Raw genomic sequence first — 19,609 nt, forward strand, 5'->3', positions numbered from 1 at the left:
CACCTATGCCTTGTAAAACCCGTGATGCGGTAAATGTGTATAAATTGGCGCTGGCCGCACAACATACTGAGGCAATCACAAATACACATATCGCGGCGCAAAAGAGGTTCTTCGAGCCGAATCTGTCTGCGGCCCAGCCGCTGATTGGAATAAATACCGTTACGGCCACAAGGTAGGCCGAAATACCGACGGATAAGTGGGCGGCGGCGACATCAAAATCCCGGGCAATAATAGGTAATGCGGTACTGATTACCGTTGCATCCAGGATTTCCATAAATAATGTGGCGGCAACCAACAAGGTGATGGCCGTGCGCCGATGAAGTTTAATCATGGGACTCTTTATATTGTATACGTACTGTGTGTTACAAGGTGGTAAAGGATAATCTAAGGAGGTTGTCTATATGATCTCAAAGGCTCTGATCACCCGCTTTACACCGTTGATATTCCGCGCTATTTCTACCGCGTACGTGCCTTCTTGATTGGTTACCCGTCCCATCAGAAACACCTCACTATCCTGAACAATCACTTTCACCTGTAGTGAGGGAACACGCTCATCCGCTACCAGGTTGGTTTTGACTTTAGATGCCAGCCAGATATCCGTTGCTTGAGCACTTGCGTCAATGGGCATTTTCAGTCTGAGTTGGTTGTGTATTTTGGTGATGTAGTCAACTTTTTCAACTGCAGCGACAGCCTCGTCAATTAATGCTTGGCTAGGGGCTTGACCGGTTATGAGGGCAACGCCATTGTAAACATCAATTTCTAAGTTTGCGCTTTTTTTGAGGGCATCACTTTTTGACCATTGATAGGCAACCTGGCCTTCTGCTGTTTGATCATCAAGCTGCGTACCCACGGTACGACGATCTTTGGCAACTTTTGCGGTTAGTGCGCCTGCGGCACCCACCGCCACCAACGCACAGCCATTCAAATTAATCAGCGCAACAACAGCAATGAACACAGAAAGGGCGTGTTTCTTGTTTATCATAACGGGAAGTCATCTCCATGATCTGCTGGAAAAAGGCTATCATCAATACATTCGCATAAATTGTGAATAACAAGTAGATGAGCTTCTTGTATTCGCGCTGTACGGTTAGACGGTACACGAATTTCCACATCATGTTCGCTGAGGAAGCCTGCCATTTCACCACCATCTTTGCCGGTTAATGCCACAATCGTCATGTCTCGGGACAAGGCGGCTTCTACCGCGGCAATGATATTGCGGGAGTTTCCACTACTGGAAATGGCAAGTAAAATATCACCGGGTTGACCAAAGGCGCGAACCTGCTTGGCAAATACATCGTCAAAACTGGCATCGTTGGCAATGGAGGTAATAGTTGAGGTATCGGTGGTTAACGCAATTGCAGGCAAACTGGGCCGATCCCGTTCAAAACGATTGAGCAATTCCGATGAAAAACGCTGGGCTTCTGCTGCAGAACCTCCGTTGCCGCAAGACAAAATCTTATTGCCGCGAATAAGTGCTTCCACCATCATATACGCCGCTTTCTCAATACTTTCAGGCAATATCTCAATGGCGGCGATTTTGGTCTGAATACTTTCGGTGAAGTTCGCTTTGATTTTTTCTATCATTGTAATTTACTGGTTATGACATGGGCTAATTAAACGTTTTTCAACCATGTTAATTGGTCTGAGTCTAATGCTACCACATCTATACGCATCCGTGTGTGTAATGGGTTAAGACCTTGAGCCATAAGAAAATGCTCGAAGGTACGGCGGACTTTGCTGAGTTTGGCGGGGGTGACAAAATCCACCGCCCGACCAAAGCCATCATCTTCACGAAATTTTACTTCTACACACACCCAGGTCTCGGCATTTCGCATAACAAGATCCAATTCTCCTGTTTTGGCGGTGTAATTGGCACAATGAAAACTCAGTCCTTGCCCTTGCAAATAGTGCTTTGCTCGCAATTCTGCTTGATTGCCTATTTCCTTGGCCGTTGCTCCCATTGCTGGCTCCTACAATGGCGAAGGCGTGTGGGTGTTTTGGGTTAAGGTAACCGGACGCACGCTTTGATTGTGGATCACCGCCTGGGGCAGTTTGCGAACAATGTTCCCCTGTTTATCGATATGCAAGGTACCGGTTAAGGCTTGAAACTCTGTTTGGGATAAGGTCATTAAAACCGGCACAGTGGGCAATAAATTGTAGGCATCAACACCAAAGGCAAACATACGGGACATCTGGGTATTGCGTCTTGGCCATAAATTATCCACCGACGCTTTAAAGTCTGTCCATTGATTGTCTGGCATCATCCAGGGCATATCCAGGAAACGTACATTTTGCAGATCGCGCCACTGATTTTTCGTATCGTCGTAGGCGATGGAGCGGGAGGTCGCAAAAACCGGCACGGTTTTACCATTAAAGGGGCTTAAACTGGCTTCCACCATTGGATTGAGTAATTCGGTTTGCGCCGGTGACGCAAACACGATAATGGCATCTACATCCCGGCGATTGCGGGGCACGTTATATAACTTTTCATTTTGCATGTATTCGATTTGACGAATGCGCTCACGGCTTTGGGCCACGCCTAACGCTTCTGTAATACCGGTTTTTAAGCTGTTGCTATCAGTGAAATCCACGGTTACCAGTTTCACCTTGTCGGTGTGCGCTCTGTGGGCATTGAGAGCTTGCCACTGGGCGTCAAAAGCGTCTTTCATTCGTTGGTTAATACTGTTTTGTGCTGACACCACAATGGGGGTAGCAAAACCCTGATGGAAAATATATTGGGCCAGTTGCCGGGCTTCGTCTTCCGGTGCCAAGGCATAAAAGGCATGGGCCTTGACGGCGGTGCTTGATGGGGCCGGATTGGCCGCCATGACCGTATCTTTGATATTGTAGTGATTGAGGTTGAGCTGTGTTGGTTGTGAGCTCACATCTTCATTGGTATCACTACGATTTAATGCCAGAAAGGTGGTCGTTGGGGGAACATAAGGGGCAATGGCATCCACATTTTCTTTTAACAGTGGGCCGATGATCCATTGATATCCTGAGATAGCCTCAACCAGAGCGTTGGTGTCCTTGCCAACGGTATCGAAAAAGGTCAGCGTCGTGGGGTGTTGCAGGGGTTGCTCTGCCAGCTTTTGATAATAGGCGGCTAACATGCCCGCTTTGATGGTGCGCCCCGTATCGCCGAGTTTGCCACTTAGGGGTAACAGAACCAGAATGTCATCTGGGGTTTTATCCGCTAAGGTGATGCGAGATTGGATATCCTCAGGCAGGTTTTCCACCAAGGGATGGCCTCGATAAACATGTTTAAAGGTATCGATTTGTTGTTGGAAACGTACTTTGTCTAGCCCAGAAGTTTGGGCAATGTTATACAGCGCAAGATAGGGCTCTAAGGCTGGAAATTGCTGTTCTGCCGCCTGACGCTGTTGCGCATCGGCTTTATTGACCCAGGCCCAAATCTGTTTGCTGGCTTCGCTATCGTCATTATCTCGCGCGATAAGGGTATTGGCCGCGGCCAGCCATTGCTGTTGGCGCACATAAAGGGTTTCTTGCGCTTCGAGTTGCTGTTGCTTAATTTTATCATTCTCGGCCAACGGACTAAGCAGACTCAATAAGGTTTCGTCATCGGCATTAGGATCGTGCAAATAAGACTGCACAATATACAGATCCAAGCGTTGGGTCTGCGCTGCTGACAAAGAGGATTTTTTTAGCGCAAACAGGAGTTGCTGGGCGCGAATCGGGTTTTCTTGTTCCAAGTAGAGTTGGGCGGCATCCAGCAAATAGTCATTCCGTTTAAGTTCATTGCGTTCGCTTTGCCATACACTTTGGGCTTTTTCCACTAACGCCTCGGGCGTCGTTGTGACGGGCACCGTTATTTCTTGCTGTTTTACCGGCTGAGGTTTGCTTATCTCAGTGGGTTTAGGTGTGGTTCCACACCCAGTAATTAACAGTGTTATTGTTACTAAACTTAACCTAGCAACAGGTGAAATAAAAACAGACAAATTCACAAAGGATTCCTTTTACGGTCAGACTTGGTCAGTTTAACGAATACAGGCAGAAAATCTACGCTTGCGTCGTTAAACTGTACGTGTGTCATGGTACACTCGATTTATGCATCGACGGCTATGTGCCAAGTCAACATCGACATTGAGTATGACAGTGATAATACCTCACAATGGGATGATTTTTTGAAGGATATGAATTAATGGTCGAGACAGCGACACTTTTTATTGTGCCAACCCCAATCGGTAATCTTGATGACATGTCCAGTCGCGCTATTGAAACACTGAAAAGCGTCAGTTGGATTGCGGCGGAAGATACCCGTCATACTCAACGTTTGTTACAACATTTTTCGATTAATACCCGGGCATTATCGTTGCATGAACACAATGAGAGTAAGCGTACCGCCATGCTTTGTCAGCGTCTTAAAGACGGTGAAAGTATTGCCTTGGTGAGTGATGCCGGTACACCGCTTATCAGTGATCCTGGGTTTGTTTTGGTGCGCCGTTGTCGGGAAGAAGGGATTAACATAGTGGCCTTGCCCGGCCCCTGTGCTTTTGTCACAGCGTTAAGTGCGTCGGGTTTGGCAACGGATAAATTCATTTTTGAAGGTTTTTTGCCGCCTAAAACCGGCGCCAGAAAACAAGTGTTGTTGCCATTAAAAGAACGGGAATATACCACGGTCTTTTATGAAGCACCGCGCCGTATACTGGGTACCGTAAGTGATATCTGTGATACCTTGGGTGAGGGGCGACATATTGTTATTGCAAAGGAATTGACGAAAACCTTTGAAACTTACGTTGATGGCACCGCCACAGAAGTCATGGCATGGTTAGCCGAGGATCCGGTGAGACAAAAAGGTGAATTTGTGCTTATGATATCTGGGGTAAAAGGGGAAGAAAAAGCCGTACCTGCAGAAGCCATGGATCTGTTGATTACATTAAAAGCCGCGTTACCATTGAAAAAAGCCGCTGCAATCGTGGCGGAACATTATTCGTTAAAGAAAAATACCTTATATCAGGCGGGGCTTGAACATACTGAATCCAGCTAGCGCCCTAAACACGAGCAAGGTGTGCTGTGTTCGGGCCTCAAGTTTGTATTAGTTCGTAATTTAAGGAATATCTGTGTTAGAAAAACAGCTTTCCATAGAAATCGCCAAAGGTACCTGGATGCTGGATGTTGTTGCTGAGAGTAACGACGATGGCGTTTATGATTTGGTCTATCCTAAAAAAGAAACCCTTGTACATGTTAAAGAAGATCACATGTACGGTTTGGAATACAACATCAGTGCACCGGAGGGGACGACCTTTAAAATCATCCTCGATGGTGAGTTGCTGTTAGATGGGCGTGTAGGTGATACGGGCATATGCCGTGGCAGCTGTGTGATCTAAGGGCGCCTAAGATAAACGCCCTGCAAAATCATCAAAGGTGAATTGACGAATCAATTCGAAATCACCGTTTTTTCGTAATATCCCAATACTTGGATGTTCTACACCATTAAAAAAGGTGGTTTTCACCATGGTGTAGTGCATCATGTCTTCAAACTGCAAGCGGTGGCCAGGTTGCAGGGGCGTATCAAATGAGTAGACATCGATGACGTCACCGGCGAGACAAGAATTGCCGCCTAATCGGTAGTTATAGGCCTTTTCATCGGCCATGCCCGCATGCAAAACTGCTGGGCGATAAGGCATTTCCAGTACATCTGGCATGTGAGCTGTGGCTGAGATATCTAAAATCGCAATCTTGCCTTCATTCTCCACGATGTCCACCACTTCGGCGATGAGGGGGCCGGTATCCCAAGCCACGGCAGAACCGGGTTCGAGGATCACGTCTAAATGGGGATAGCGGGCCTTAAATTGGGTCAATGTGGTGATGAGATGTTGTACATCGTAGCCTTGCCGCGTCATTAGGTGGCCGCCACCTAAATTTAACCATTTCATGTGTGGCAGGTACTGACCAAAACGCGCTTCAATGGCCTCAAGGGTGCGGGCGGTGGCATAGGAGTCACATTCGCACAAATTGTGGCAGTGCAAACCTTCTATGCCGGTGAGATCCACTGATGCCAGTTCACTGGCACGGATCCCTAGACGGGAACCTGGCGCAGCCGGATCATACAGGGGCGTTTCCGCTTCCTGATGCTCCGGGTTGATACGCAACCCCATGGAGATCCCCGCTAACGCTTCGCGGTGCTGGTGCCACTGATTAATGCTATTAAAAGAAATATGGTTGACCAGATGCTTTAACTCGGCAATGTCTTTATCTTTATAGGCGGGCGCGTAGGCATGCACCTCCTTACCCATTTTGGCCGCTAGCTTGGCTTCCCAAACCGAACTGGCAGTGGCGCCATGCAGGTAAGGTTTAATGATATTAAAACTGGACCACATGGAAAATCCTTTAAGCGCAAGAATAATGCGCACGCCAGATTCGTCCTGTACCCGTTTCATCAAGGTTAAATTGTGGATCAGCTTTTCTTCTTCCAATACGTAACAAGGAGAAGGGATATCGCGACGCCGTGTTAAATCAGTCAACCTTTACGTCTCCGCTTAGCGTTTAAAAGGGCTTTGGTCGCATTCAAGCACGTGCCATGGCAAACCGTGTTTATTGAGTTCATCCATAAAGGGATCAGGATCGAATTGTTCCATATTCCACACACCTGGCGCTTTCCATTTACCTTGCAGCATCATCATCGCCCCAATCATGGCGGGTACACCTGTGGTGTAAGAGACGGCCTGAGCGCCCACTTCTTCATTACATATTGCATGATCGCAGTTGTTGTAAATAAAGATGGTTTTCTCTTTTCCGTCCTTGATTCCGGTAATGTATGTGCCGATACAAGTCATGCCTGTATAGCCTTCGGCCAGAGAGCCTGGGTTTGGCAATACCGCCTTTAAGAACTCTAAAGGAACGATTTTTTGTCCCTGAAACTCCACCGGTTTAATGCTGGTCATGCCAATACCTTCCAACACCTTAAGGTGATTTAGATAGGCATCACCAAAGGTCATCCAGAAACGGGCGCGCTTAATGGTTGGGAAATGTTTTACTATGGATTCGAGTTCTTCGTGAAACATTAAATAAGAAGCCCGTACGCCGATATTCTGATAATCCAGATCTTCGCGCACACTTAAGGGATCGGTTTCTTTCCATTCGCCATTTTCCCAATAGCGGCCACGCTGGGTAATTTCACGAATATTGATTTCAGGGTTGAAGTTAGTTGCAAAGGCCTGACCGTGATCACCGCCATTGCAGTCAACAATATCCAAGTAATGAATTTCGTCGAAATAATGTTTTGCCGCATACGCGGTATACACATTGGTGACGCCCGGATCAAAGCCTGAACCGAGTAATGCCATGATACCGGCGTCTTTAAATTTATTTTGGTAAGCCCATTGCCAGCTGTACTCAAACTTTGCCACATCTTTTGGCTCGTAGTTTGCCGTATCCAGATAGTCGGTTTTGGTGGCCAGACAGGCATCCATAATAGGAAGATCCTGATATGGCAGGGCTAGGTTGATGACCAGATCAGGGGTAACATCGTTAATCAGTTTTTCCACAGCGCTGGCATCGTCAGCGTCTACGGCATAGACGGCTTTGACCCGATCTGCACCGACTTCTTGCTGTAACGCTTCGCATTTTGAAATGGTTCTGCTAGCAAGATAGATTTCGTCAAAATACTCGGGTAAACGAGCACATTTTTTCACTGTGACAGCGGCCACACCGCCGGCACCAATTATGAGAACGCGAGACATAGTTTTTGATTCCGAACCGTTAGGTAAATTTTGGCTGAATGCTAGCAGAGATCAGCATTTTGGCAAGCAAAGTTGTAGGTTAAAGATGAAAATTTAACCCGGAATAGGGGGAGACACCACGATTTTTTTGCCTACCCGAAAATAGGGATACAGCAGCATGGTTTCTTCGCCCTTGGGATCAGAGGCATTAATGGCAATGGCATTAAGCTGTTTATGTCTGTCGGTGGTGACGGTGGCGGCATAAACTAATACGCTGTAACTTTGGGTATCCGTGGTGGTATCTATGATGCGCCATTGCAGTTGTTCGATAAGGTAGCTCTCGTTTTGCTCACCACTGTGATCATCGGCAAATAAACAGCCGATGCGCCCCTCTTCATAAATGGCGGCAAAAGGATAGAGTGCACTGCAGTGCGGAAGCAAAAGCTCACACAAATTCAGTGACCGGCCCACCAACAACTGCAAAGGTTCAGGCAGGTTTTGTGGATTAGTAATCAAAGCATGTCCCCTAAAAAGAAACCATCAGAGACGAGGTTCATCGCCTATTTTATTGTAACGGGAAAAAAACACGGGTAGATCAACTCTGTCTTGCTCCTTGCATACCACCGGTATGAAGTAACAGTATACGGCTTTTGTTTGCAAAATATCCATCTTGAAGCATTTGTTTCACGGCATACATTAGTTTTCCTGAATAAACAGGTTCAATAGGGATCTTGTAGCGTGTTGTAAATGTCTGACAAAATGCTGTGAGTGGCGCTGACGCTTTTGCGTAGCCGCCCCCATGAAACTGATGTTCTATGCGCCAATGGGTATTTGTGCAGTCCGATGGCAGCAACTGACTAACCAGATCTTCAAGATACCCCTGACCTTTTAACACGGCAATACCCGTTGCGCTTTGTTGTGGTTTCAGTGCGGTAATTAACCCCGCCAGTGTGGCACCGCTGCCCACAGGAGCCAGGACATGATCGAAGGGATGAGGGGTTTCTTGCAGTAGCTCAGCCACCCCTTTTATTGCCGGTGCATGGCTACCACCTTCCGGCACAATATAGGCAGTAGGATAGCACTGCTGTAAGTGGGAAAGATAATCAGCATCGGCACGTTTTTGGTAGGTGAGTTTGTCCACAAACTGGATGTGGGTGCCCCAAGCTCGAAGATCCTTGAGCATGGGCGTCAACCCGTGGGAATAGTTCCCCCGCACAATAGCCGTCATGGTGAGCTGGTTGCGCATGCACAAATAGGCGCAGGCATGAAGATGATTGGAATAGCCACCGCCAAAGCTGATGATATGGTTACAGTTCGCGGGTAACTGATTAAAGGTATATTTTAATTTGCGCCATTTGTTGCCGGAAATAATCGGATGAATGAGATCGTCACGTTTAATATGCAAGGTGACCTTGTCGGCGCCGGGCCAATCAGGAGAAAAAGGCATCACAGGAGAGGGTAGGGTTAGATTAAGTGCAGAGGCTGACAGCATGGATATATTGGCTCTTTAATGGGCGAAAACGGCATAAGACTATTATGACATTCAACGGTCGATTTTATCGACATGAAGGTACATTAATAACCTCCAATGGGTCACCATGATAAGTCCATGACGGCTCTTTAGCTATTGATCAGGGGTGTCTATGATGCGATACCCGGTGCCTCGCACTGTTTCGATAAGGGGGATGTTAAAGGTGCGATCCACTTTTTGACGCAAGCGGCTGATATGCACATCAATGAGGTTGGTTTGGGGGTCAAAGTGATAATTCCACACCCGCTCTAACAACATGCTTCGGGATACCACCTGGCCACGATTTCGAAGCAGGCACTCTAAAAGTTGAAATTCTTTTGCCTGCAGGGCTAATTCTGTGCCGCCCCGGGTCACTTTTCGTTGCTGCAAATCTAACGTGAGATCGCCCACCCTCAAGGTATTTTCACGGGCCGAACTTGCACTGCGCTGTAACAACTGGTCTATGGTGATCAGTAGATCTTTACTGCCAACGGGCTGACAAAGGTAATCAGTGGTATCAGAATACAAATGTAAGAGATTTTCATCCGAAGGTGGGGCTGAGCCAAGCAATAACACCGGAAGCGCTTTATTTTCCTTTCGAATATGTTCAAGCACCGTTAGCCCGTCTATTTCCGGTAGCTTCATGTTAATAATGACCAAATCGAATTGCGCTTTGAGGGCCAGCGCCAAGGCGTTTTTACCATCACCTTTTACACAAGTGTTGTGCCCAGCGGTTTGCAGAGCAGCGCTCAGGTAAGTCGCAACGGTTTGATCGTCTTCAACAATTAGTACTTTCATAATGACAGCTCTGTTACCTCAATGTAATTAAGCAGTGGAACCAATTTTCCTAATGCTTAGGTACGGTAATGGGGCTGAAAAATGATCACATTCTTTGTAAAAAGCGCCGATGCTTTACAATTATCTTACCTGCTTAATTTTTTGTAGGGCGAGCAAAGCGCTTATCCGGATTGTAGGGCGTGAAATCCGTTATCTCGCCTTTTGCCGCGATATGCTGTACCGACTTCCAATATTCTGGTGTCATCAGATCGCCATGGAGTTCTTTGAGTATGTCTTTGAATTGCTTTTTACCCACAATAAAGTGTTCGAATTGTTCGGGAAACACATCATTGGGCGCCACTGACAGGGTATCAAGGGCATAGGGATCATCGGATTTCGGCAAGGCGCGGAAATTGCGCTCTTTCATCAGGCAAATTTCGTCATAATCATAAAAAATAATCCGGCCATGACGGGTAATGCCAAAGTTTTTGTGCAGCATATCGCCGGGGAAAATATTCGCTAAAGCAATTTGTTTTATACACAGGCCCAGTTCATCGATGGCGTTGCGTATTTTATCGGCATCCGTTTCTTGTTGAAGATACAGATTGAGTGGTGTCATCTTGCGTTCAATATACAGGTGCTTGATGATCAACGCGTCGTCGGTGATCACTAAACTGGATGCGCAGGTTTCTTTTAATTCCTGCAACAGCTCGGGGGCAATTCGATCTAAGGGAAAGCGGAAGTTAACATACTCGTGGGTATCGGCCATTCGCCCCACACGATCAGACATCTTGACCAGTTTGTAGCAATCCTTCACATGCTGGCGGGTGATCTTTTTACTTTCGGCAAAGGCATCCTTAATGATTTTAAACACCACGCCGTAGGAAGGAAGATGAAACACCATCATCACCAGACCACGAATACCGGGTGCTCGCTCAAATTGATCACTACTATTGTCCAAATGCTCCAGAAAATTTCGATAAAAAACGGTTTTCCCGTGTTTGTGGTGACCAAGAGACATATACAGTTCGAAGTGTTTCTTGTTCGGCATGAGTTCCTGTAAAAAGGACGCCACTTCCACTGGGTGTTGGGTATCAGCCATAAAATAACTACGGGCAAAACCAAAAATCACCGATAGATCTTTTCGCTCAGTCAGTAATGCATCGATGTATATGGCATTGTTTTCGTTGGTATGCAGGGAAATGACGAACGGTAACGTTTCATCGGGCATGCAAATGCGCCCAATTAAATAGGCCGATTTCCCCCGATAAAACACCGGTTTTAACATCTCTACACTATAAACACGGGCAAGTTGCTGTGTGTTTAAGCGGCGCCGTAAGGCGGTTTCTAAGTGCGCCATGTCTCGGGCTTTATCTTCAAAGGGAGCTTTAAAGCGATATATTTCGAAAATGGCCGCGTACATTTGGGCAACGGTGTGATTGGTGTCAAACCGATTCACCACCTTGTCCCGATCCCGGCCGGGCAAGAAACAGCGACTGGGCAACACAAACATCACGCTGTTATCGATAGACTTGTGACGAAATAGTCGACCAATGATGGAGTTATAAAAGGTTTCTGCTAGTTCAAATTGGGGATGGGCACCAAGCAATAAACTGTAAGCGTCTTTCATGGCTCGCCAAAATGCGGGATTTTGCTGGTGGATTTCAACCTGATGGTAAATGTCGGCGGTGGCTTTTGACACACAGGTTTCATAAATATTAATGCGGTCTGTGGACGCTTGCTGCGTTGCGCTCCATTCGCCGTTTTCAAACCGTTGCTGCGCTCCTCGCGTGATGCGGGTAAACCAGCGGTAACTTTTATCAAAATGAGTAAGTATTTGAAAAGCTATTTTTTTAGCCAATCGGGTATCGGTCATCGCCATTTCCATTAAAACGCCTCATGCCAACCCTATCACATGGAAAAATACAGAGAAGTCATTGTAATGAATGATGACTATAACAAAGGATCCGAGGAAGGGAAAAAGTCTATAAAAGGAACGTCTATTTAAGGTACAGCAGGTCCTATTTTGTAGATATTGGCAGGTAAATTAAACGCGGGAAGCCGTATAAGAAGGCTAAAGAATGTAATAAGTAATTAAATTTTAGACTTGTAGACGTCTAATACTTTGTGATTTACTGTTGACCAGACAGTCAGTCAAGGCTGCAATATCAAAATAATAACAAACCCTATAAAGGGCTTTATATCAGTAGCTTAACGCCAGAAAAGACAAGCTATTAGTCAGATTGTGGTGAAAACAATCCGACAAAAAAGATAAAAACACTTAAATCACTCAGGAACATTCTCATGCAACACGACAAATGCAAAAATTCCGCATTTAAACTGTCATTGATTGCGGCCGCTGTTATTGGCCTTCCGCTCTCATTTGTGTCTTCTTCCGCGTTTTCTCAGACAGATTCAACGGCCATTGCCGATGACGATTTGGAAAAAATTCAGGTTGTTGGTTCCCGCCGCGTGGGACGCACGGTAAACGATTCACCCGTACCTATCGATATTATTGATGCCTCATCTATTCAGGCAACGGGTTTGACCGAAACCAATATGATCCTCAATTCGCTGCTGCCTAGCTTTAACTTTCCTCAGCCTTCTGTAACCGACGGTACGGACCATGTGCGTCCGGCGCAATTACGTGGCTTAGCCCCCGATCATACCTTGGTGTTGATTAACGGTAAGCGTCGTCATACCAGTGCGCTGGTGAACCTAAATGGTTCAGTGGGACGGGGTTCATCTGCAGTGGATCTCAATGCGATCCCTGCCAATGCTATCAAGCGCATTGAAGTGCTTCGTGATGGTGCGGCGGCGCAGTATGGTTCTGATGCCATCGCCGGGGTCATTAACATCGTACTTAAAGATGCCAGCGAAGGCGGCGAAGTGTCTGCCACTTATGGCGCAAACGTTACCACTATGGATGGCGTGCCAGACTTAAAAGGCGTAAGCATTGATGATAATGGCGATCTTGCTTTTGAAACCGGCTCTGATCGCGAGCTCACCGATGGCCAAACACTAACCTTGCGTGGCAATATCGGGTTTGAATGGGGCGATGACGGTTTTGTGAATGTGTCTGCTGAGTACCGTGATCGGGGTGAAGCAAACCGCGCCGACTTTGATAGTCGGGAATTTTATGATCGTGATGAAAATGGCGATCTGGATCCCAGAGAATTGACAGTTAACCGGTATAACCATGTGTACGGTAACGGTGAAGTCGAAGACTTCGCACTGTTTGTTAATGCGGGTAAAGCGGTAAGCGACAGTACTGAATTTTATGCAACAGCAGGGGCGAGTAAACGAAACTCTCTAGGCGGTGGTTTTTATCGTCTTCCTAAAGACGACAGAAACATATTGTCTATTTATCCTGACGGCTTCTTACCTTATATCAAAACGGATATTGCCGATATGTCGGTACTTACCGGCTTAAAAGGGTATGGCGATGTTTGGAATTACGATATTTCTATAACCCACGGTCAAAATGCGCTGGAATACAGCGTGGTTAACAGCCTCAATACCTCTTTGGGTGCCGATAGCCCAACGAGCTTTGATGCCGGTGAATTAAAATATGAAATGACAGTGGTGAATGCTGATGCCTCCCGTTTGGTGGACACCGGAATTTTCTACAGCGATATGAACTTTGCCATGGGGGCAGAATATCGTCACGAAGGTTATGAAATCGTAGCGGGTGAAGAGAGCTCCTATATTCAAGGCGATTATGGTTTAGGCGGCGCCGTCAGAGAAGACGAAGACGATGACTTAGGGGCTGCGGGATCCCAGGTTTTCCCTGGTTTTACCCCAGAATCTGCAGGTAAAAACACCCGTCACAATTACAGCCTTTACGTGGACTTAGAAGCCGATGTACTGGAGAACTGGAACGTGGCTGTGGCAGGCCGGTTTGAAGATTATTCTGACTTTGGCAGTACCTTTAATTGGAAAATGTCCCATCGGGTGACTTTAACCGAAGAATTTGCGCTGCGGGCGTCTGTGTCCACAGGCTTTAGAGCTCCGTCGTTACAACAGCAATATTTTACGTCTATTGCCACCGTCTTTGGTTCCGACGGTGAGCCGGTTGAAACCGGTACTTTTGCGCCTTCTAGTGACGTTGCCCTGGCATTAGGTAGCCCTGGTCTGGATGCGGAAGAATCAAATAACTACAGTGCCGGTTTTACTTACTCGCCGAATGCGGATTTCAACCTGACGGTAGATTTCTATCGCATTGATATTGATGATCGCATCGTGTTGTCCAACAACTTATCTGGTGATGCCATTGAGGAACTTCTTGCTGGCACCGGTGCTACCAGTGCTCGCTTTTTCTTAAATGCCATCGATTCTCGTACACAAGGTGTGGATATTGTTTCAACTTACACCTTACGTACCCAGGAATATGGTGCGTTTAACTTTAATGCAGGGATTAACTTCAACGACAACGAAGTGACAGACATCATCGATGCACCAGCTATTTTGGCAGAAGCAGGGGTTGACCAAAGTAACTTATTTGATGATGTGGAATTACGTCGATTTGAAACCAGTTCACCGGATAACAAGATTAACCTTGGGGTAACCTGGTCATACGATCGTTATACCACCACTTTGCGTACCACTCGATATGGAGAAGTGGAAGATCCTTCCTCCATTGAAGCGCGCAATGAAATCGTACCGGCTGAATGGATCACCGATTTGGATCTACGGGTAGCGCTAATTGACGGCTTATCCTTATCTGTTGGTGCCAACAACCTCTTTGATGTTTATCCTGAAGCGACCCGTAATCTGGTCGACGAGGTGACAACCTTCTCGACCATTTTCCCTTACTCAGGCTTCTCGCCATTCGGCTTCACCGGCCGTTACGTGTATGGCAAGGTAACTTATACGTTTTAATCATCTGATGTAAGGTTTTCATCAATACAAACCAGCCGAGACATGAGTCATCTGTCTCGGCTTTTTTATTTTTTAAAAACTTATTTTGCACTAAGCTAAACATAGGAAATACAACAAACTCGTGAAATACGTAAAATGCCCCATACTCCATAGTGTTTATTTACGGTATGGTGTAGGGATGACAAATGGATAAAACAGTAACGCGCTGTTCAATTTTTGAGTGCCTATGTATACGGTTTTAGTTGTCGATGACTCACCAGATTCACTTAGCCTGATAAACGATATTCTTGAAAAAGAAGGGATCAGTACCCTGGTGGCCCTAGAAGGGAATCAGGCCATCACCATAGCAGAACAAATCCGCCCGGATATTATTTTACTCGACGCCATGATGCCTAAATTGGATGGCTTTGAGACTTGCACCCGCCTAAAACAAAATCGTGAGTTACAGCATATTCCTGTGGTATTTATGACAGGGTTGACGGATTCCCAAAGCACCTTAAAAGGGCTGAATGCCGGTGGCGTGGATTACATCGTTAAGCCGGTCAACCCCGAGGAATTAATAGCTCGGATAAAAATTCACGCGAACAACGCGCAGATCACATCCAGTGCCCAACAAGCTCTCGATTCTATAGGCCAGAATCTTTTTGCTGTTAATAAAAGCGGCGAATTATTGTGGGCAACCCCCCAAACCCATGATTTTCTGTCTAATATTCCCCAAGCCGATGATTGGTTTAATGAGGTGATGATCCCGGCAGTAAGAAACATTTTGGCTGATGTTGCGTTACAAAGTCATGCTCAAGGGGTGATGTATGACGGTGGGAGCTGTGAGCTTGCGTTGGTATCGCGCCGAGTTAATGGCGATTGTACTTTTAGAATTAATGAAGCGGTGGAAAAAGTGTCGGGCGAGGAAAAACTTCGTATTCAGTTAAGCTTAACCACCCGTGAATCAGAAGTGCTGTATTGGTTATCTAACGGTAAAACCAATAAAGAAATAGCACAAATTCTCGAGATCGGTGCCCGTACGGTGAACAAACACTTAGAGCAGGTATTTGCCAAATTAGGTGTGGAAAATCGAACCACGGCGGCGGGTATTGCAATCCGTGCTTTGACGACACAATAGTCGAGCCTTTGCCTTTAGACAATACCGGAAGCCCATTACAGGCCGATACCTTAGGTGCCACCATTTTCTTTTATCAGAGTATCTAATTTTTCTATGACTTTTCTAAATTGAATTTGACTGGCCAGCTGCTTGAGTTCCTTTTGGGTGTGGGTTGGCAGATGAAAGTTCTTATCAATATCATTGAGCTTGGTCATAAAGCCCGATAAATAGCCAATTTCTGCCATGGACTTAAGGGTTTGATACTGATTCCGTCCCGCCTTGGGCTTGTTGGGCATGGTGGTAACGGGCACTGCTTCGTCATTATTATTGTGTTCTTTCCACTCAATATCTAACCAATTAGCTACTTTGTTAAGCAAGCTGGCAATATCAAAGGGCTTGGTTAAATAGTCGTTGTGATTTTTCTGGGCACTGTTTTCAACATCAAGGTCTCGTACATTGGCTGAAACAATAATAATGGGCAGTTTGTACCCCTCTTTTCGGACCATTTCGGCACCTTGCCAGCCACTGATATTTGGCATTTTTAAGTCCAGTAACAGCAAATCTATTGTATCTTTACGCAGCATTTGCAGACCTTGTTCCACAGAAGCTGCGGTATGCACCTCAAACCCCACAGAGCGCAGAATATCCTGCACTAATTGACGTTGGCTTGCTTCATCATCTATTGAAAGAATGGTTTTTCGTGGACCATGGTAATCATAGATCAGCTTGTCATTTAACACTGGCGTACGGTGACTCGAACGTAATCGAGGTAACATAAGGCTGAGTTTAAATTGACAGCCTTTACCGATCTCACTTATCAGTTCTATTTCACCGCCCATCAGTTCAGCTAGGGCTCTGGAAATGGTAAGTCCCAATCCCGTACCGGGGATAGATGAGTTAGGTTCTTGAATCCGTTCAAAGGGATTAAACACGGTTTGCTGATCTTTAGGAGCAATACCTGGCCCCGTATCTTTGACAATAAATTGTGCCACTTCGTTTCGGTAGCGAATAAGAAAAGACACAGAGCCCGTTTGGGTAAATTTCACCGCATTGGATAGCAGGTTAATGAGTATCTGGCGCAGGCGTTGTTTATCGCCGAGCACCACATCGGGAAGGGGGGTTTCAAGGGTACAGATAAATTGTAATTCTTTAGATACCGCTTGAGATTCGAACATGTCCACCAGTTGTTCTATAACCTGAGGAAGTTGAATTTCTTCTCGATCAACAGCCAATCGCCCAGCTTCCAGCTTGGATACTTCCAGTACACTTTCAATAAGATCGCCGAGGTGTTCACCATTTCGCTTCATGATTTGCAATGAGGTGCGGGCGTTGTCTGGAAGACGGGCATCGCTGGCTAATAATTGGGTATAGCCCAGTAACACGTTAAGGGGGGTTCTCAGTTCATGACTTAACCCTGCCAGATACCGACTCTTGGCTTTGTTGGCGGATTCGGCCTCATCTTTAGCCAGTTGATAAGCTAATGAGGTTTTTTCATGGGCAGAAACTTCTCGGGCTAGGGCTTTGGTTTGGGCCCGTAATTCGCTTAATGCGGCTTGGTTACTCAGTCGAACCAAGGTAAATAACCAACTTACTACGCCAACAATGATAAGTAGGGAAAAGAATATTTTAGACAAGGTGGCAGCAAAAACGGCCCGTAAATCTGGTGTCGACATGGGGATCTGGCAGTAAATCAAAAATAAAATCGCTGCGGAAATACCACTTAATAAGGTGGTGAGTGCCAGCGTGGGAAGTATGGGGGGAGTAAGATTTCTAAGGGTATGAAGATTAAGATAGCGACTAAATAATTGTAATATCTGCGCCGTTAAGGTGGCATTTTCACGACATTTATCACCACATCGTGTGTCCAGGGTACAACAAAGAGAACAAATGGGTTGAGTGTAGGCAGGGCAAAAACTCATATCTTCTCTATCAAAAGTATTTTCACAGATGCAGCATGGATATTGGTGCTCGACAAGCGGGTGGTTGGTCTGGTTGTCAACCAGATAAAACCGTCCTTGGGTGAGCCATGCAACAAGGGGCGCGCAGATGAAGGGAATAAAAAAGGCGACGTAAGAGCTCATGGCCTGCATCAAGGTCCCCATTAAGCCAAGGTGTGCGCTAAACCCAGCCGCCGAGGCAACAAACATGGAAATGGTTCCCACGGGGTTGATGTCATACAGTTTAGAGCGTTTAAATTCGATCCCTGGTGGACTCAGTCCAAGAGATTTGTTTATGAGCAAATCTGCAGCAACGGAGCTGAGCCAAGACAGTACCAAGACCGAGTATATTTGTAACACGCTTTCAACGGTCTGATAGAGTCCCAGCTCCATTAATAGCAAGGCAATTAAGATATTAAATATCATCCATACCACTCGGCCCGGGTGATTGCGGGTAATACGGCTAAAAACGTTAGACCAAGCCAATGAGCCTGCATAAGCATTGGCCACATTGAATTTTAATTGGGATAGAATGACAAAGGTGGCAGCGATGGCGATGCTGATTGTGGTGTTATTAAACAAATACCCAAAGGCAGACTGATACATGTGGGCAGGATCGCTGGCTAGTTCTCGGGACACCCCTTGTTCGATGGCAAAAAAAGCTAAAAACGATCCTAAAAAAAGTTTCCCTGCGCCAAAAATGATCCAGCCCGGCCCTGCTAATATTACCGCTACCCACCATTTTGCGGGGTTGGAAGCCAGAGATTTAGGTGGTAAAAAGCGTAACACAGCAACTTGTTCGCCAATTTGCGCAACTAGCGAAAGCAATACTGCAGAAGCGGCACCAAAAAGTAGTATGTCAAAGTCTCGACCTTGATCGCCGGCGTCACCGCTAAAGCTCATCCAATCGTTCAAACTTGAGTCAGGATGATTAAATACATACAGCAAAGGGATAAGTTGAAGCACTATCCATATGGGCTGGGTTAACATCTGGAAACGACTGATATAAGTCATTCCGTGAGTGACCAGGGGCATGACCATCAACGCACTGATGGCATAGCTAATATACAAGGGAATATCTAGGAGCAGCTCGATGGCCATAGCCATAATGGCGGCTTCTAAGGCGAAGAATACCAACGTGAATGACGCATAGACCAGTGACGTAACGGTGGAGCCGATATAGCCAAACCCAGCCCCGCGGCTTAATAGGTCAATGTCAACGCCGTAACGGGCGGCGTAAAAACTAATGGGCGCGCCAGTGATAAATATCACCGCCATAAGTGCCAAGATCGCCCACGCCGTATTAATAAAACCGTAATTTAAAGTAATAGCGCCACCTATGGCTTCAAGCACCATAAAAGACACGATCCCCAACGCCGTCGTTGCAATACGTGACGAAGACCATTTGCGAGCTCGAAAGGCGGTAAAACGCAGTGCGAAGTCTTCCATCGTTTCGTTGGCTACCAGTTTGTTGTAGGTACGTCGACGGGCAGATATTTTTGCTTTGGCTTGCATAGAAAGCGAGGTTCCTGAATTTGAAGAGCGTGGGGTTTTTTGTTTATTAATCGTGTAAAACGGGCACCGTGGTAAGTGGAGCTTACCTGCAAATGACGCATGACACTATGGGGATAAAGCGAGCACCATCTACGTAATTTAACGCATTCTTTTATTTTGATGATAGGCCATAGTAAAGATTAACTAAGTGTGCCACATACATCATTAC

The 19,609-nt window shown here is 46.3% G+C and carries 16 protein-coding genes; 4 read left to right on the forward strand and 12 right to left on the reverse strand.

Going from position 1 to position 19,609, the window contains the following annotated elements; all coding sequences use genetic code 11:
• From V5298_RS08370 to V5298_RS08390, 5 genes are all read right to left on the reverse strand, one after another.
• On the reverse strand, positions 1 to 331 hold a 331-nt coding region (locus V5298_RS08370), incomplete at its 3' end, for an MFS transporter (protein ID WP_332931009.1).
• A gap of 66 nt (positions 332 to 397) precedes the next feature.
• Positions 398 to 982 carry a BON domain-containing protein gene (locus V5298_RS08375; protein WP_332931010.1) on the reverse strand — a complete coding sequence of 195 codons (585 nt, stop codon included), beginning with the start codon at positions 980 to 982 and terminating at the stop codon, positions 398 to 400.
• Positions 979 to 1,584 carry a phosphoheptose isomerase gene (locus tag V5298_RS08380; RefSeq protein ID WP_332931011.1) on the reverse strand — a complete coding sequence of 202 codons (606 nt, stop codon included), beginning with the start codon at positions 1,582 to 1,584 and terminating at the stop codon, positions 979 to 981. The genes V5298_RS08375 and V5298_RS08380 overlap by 4 nt, the downstream gene beginning before the upstream one ends.
• A gap of 29 nt (positions 1,585 to 1,613) precedes the next feature.
• Positions 1,614 to 1,961: a YraN family protein gene (locus V5298_RS08385; RefSeq protein WP_332931012.1), complete on the reverse strand. Its 348-nt coding sequence runs from the start codon at positions 1,959 to 1,961 to the stop codon at positions 1,614 to 1,616.
• A gap of 9 nt (positions 1,962 to 1,970) precedes the next feature.
• On the reverse strand, positions 1,971 to 3,965 hold the full coding sequence (locus V5298_RS08390) for a penicillin-binding protein activator (protein WP_332931013.1): 1,995 nt from the start codon (positions 3,963 to 3,965) through the stop codon (positions 1,971 to 1,973).
• A 197-nt stretch (positions 3,966 to 4,162) separates the two neighbouring features.
• On the opposite strand from V5298_RS08390, the gene rsmI reads away from it, so the two are divergent.
• Both rsmI and V5298_RS08400 read left to right on the forward strand, forming a co-directional pair.
• Positions 4,163 to 5,008 carry a 16S rRNA (cytidine(1402)-2'-O)-methyltransferase gene (rsmI, locus tag V5298_RS08395; RefSeq protein WP_332931014.1) on the forward strand — a complete coding sequence of 282 codons (846 nt, stop codon included), beginning with the start codon at positions 4,163 to 4,165 and terminating at the stop codon, positions 5,006 to 5,008.
• 73 nt (positions 5,009 to 5,081) lie between these two features.
• Positions 5,082 to 5,348: a hypothetical protein gene (locus V5298_RS08400; RefSeq protein ID WP_332931015.1), complete on the forward strand. Its 267-nt coding sequence runs from the start codon at positions 5,082 to 5,084 to the stop codon at positions 5,346 to 5,348.
• Between the two features lie 6 nt (positions 5,349 to 5,354).
• Here V5298_RS08400 and nspC read toward each other — a convergent pair whose 3' ends face one another.
• The 6 genes from nspC to aceK form a co-directional block, all read right to left on the reverse strand.
• Positions 5,355 to 6,485 (reverse strand): carboxynorspermidine decarboxylase, encoded by a 1,131-nt coding sequence (gene nspC / locus V5298_RS08405; RefSeq protein WP_332931016.1) that lies wholly within the window; start codon positions 6,483 to 6,485, stop codon positions 5,355 to 5,357.
• Between the two features lie 15 nt (positions 6,486 to 6,500).
• Positions 6,501 to 7,703: a saccharopine dehydrogenase family protein gene (locus V5298_RS08410; protein WP_332931017.1), complete on the reverse strand. Its 1,203-nt coding sequence runs from the start codon at positions 7,701 to 7,703 to the stop codon at positions 6,501 to 6,503.
• A 93-nt stretch (positions 7,704 to 7,796) separates the two neighbouring features.
• Positions 7,797 to 8,198 carry a hypothetical protein gene (locus V5298_RS08415; RefSeq protein WP_332931018.1) on the reverse strand — a complete coding sequence of 134 codons (402 nt, stop codon included), beginning with the start codon at positions 8,196 to 8,198 and terminating at the stop codon, positions 7,797 to 7,799.
• Between the two features lie 79 nt (positions 8,199 to 8,277).
• On the reverse strand, positions 8,278 to 9,174 hold the full coding sequence (locus V5298_RS08420) for a 1-aminocyclopropane-1-carboxylate deaminase/D-cysteine desulfhydrase (RefSeq protein WP_332931019.1): 897 nt from the start codon (positions 9,172 to 9,174) through the stop codon (positions 8,278 to 8,280).
• Positions 9,175 to 9,306: 132 nt separating this feature from the next.
• Entirely contained in the window at positions 9,307 to 9,990 is a 684-nt protein-coding gene (locus tag V5298_RS08425; protein WP_332931020.1) for a response regulator transcription factor, read from the reverse strand.
• A 133-nt stretch (positions 9,991 to 10,123) separates the two neighbouring features.
• Positions 10,124 to 11,857 carry a bifunctional isocitrate dehydrogenase kinase/phosphatase gene (gene aceK / locus V5298_RS08430; RefSeq protein WP_416351160.1) on the reverse strand — a complete coding sequence of 578 codons (1,734 nt, stop codon included), beginning with the start codon at positions 11,855 to 11,857 and terminating at the stop codon, positions 10,124 to 10,126.
• Between the two features lie 416 nt (positions 11,858 to 12,273).
• Between aceK and V5298_RS08435 the strand changes: the two genes are divergently transcribed.
• The gene (locus tag V5298_RS08435; RefSeq protein WP_332931021.1) at positions 12,274 to 14,850 is read left to right on the forward strand and encodes a TonB-dependent receptor; all 2,577 of its coding nucleotides are present in this window, start codon (positions 12,274 to 12,276) and stop codon (positions 14,848 to 14,850) included.
• Positions 14,851 to 15,076: 226 nt separating this feature from the next.
• On the forward strand, positions 15,077 to 15,970 hold the full coding sequence (locus V5298_RS08440; RefSeq protein ID WP_332931022.1) for a response regulator: 894 nt from the start codon (positions 15,077 to 15,079) through the stop codon (positions 15,968 to 15,970).
• Positions 15,971 to 16,020: 50 nt separating this feature from the next.
• Here the strand turns inward: V5298_RS08440 and V5298_RS08445 are convergent, their stop codons facing one another.
• Complete coding sequence (locus V5298_RS08445) at positions 16,021 to 19,401, reverse strand: hybrid sensor histidine kinase/response regulator (RefSeq protein WP_332931023.1); 3,381 nt, start codon at positions 19,399 to 19,401, stop codon at positions 16,021 to 16,023.
• Positions 19,402 to 19,609 lie beyond the last annotated feature (208 nt).

The sequence above is a fragment of the Alteromonas sp. 14N.309.X.WAT.G.H12 genome, assembly GCF_036697315.1.
Taxonomy (GTDB): Bacteria; Pseudomonadota; Gammaproteobacteria; order Enterobacterales; family Alteromonadaceae; genus Alteromonas.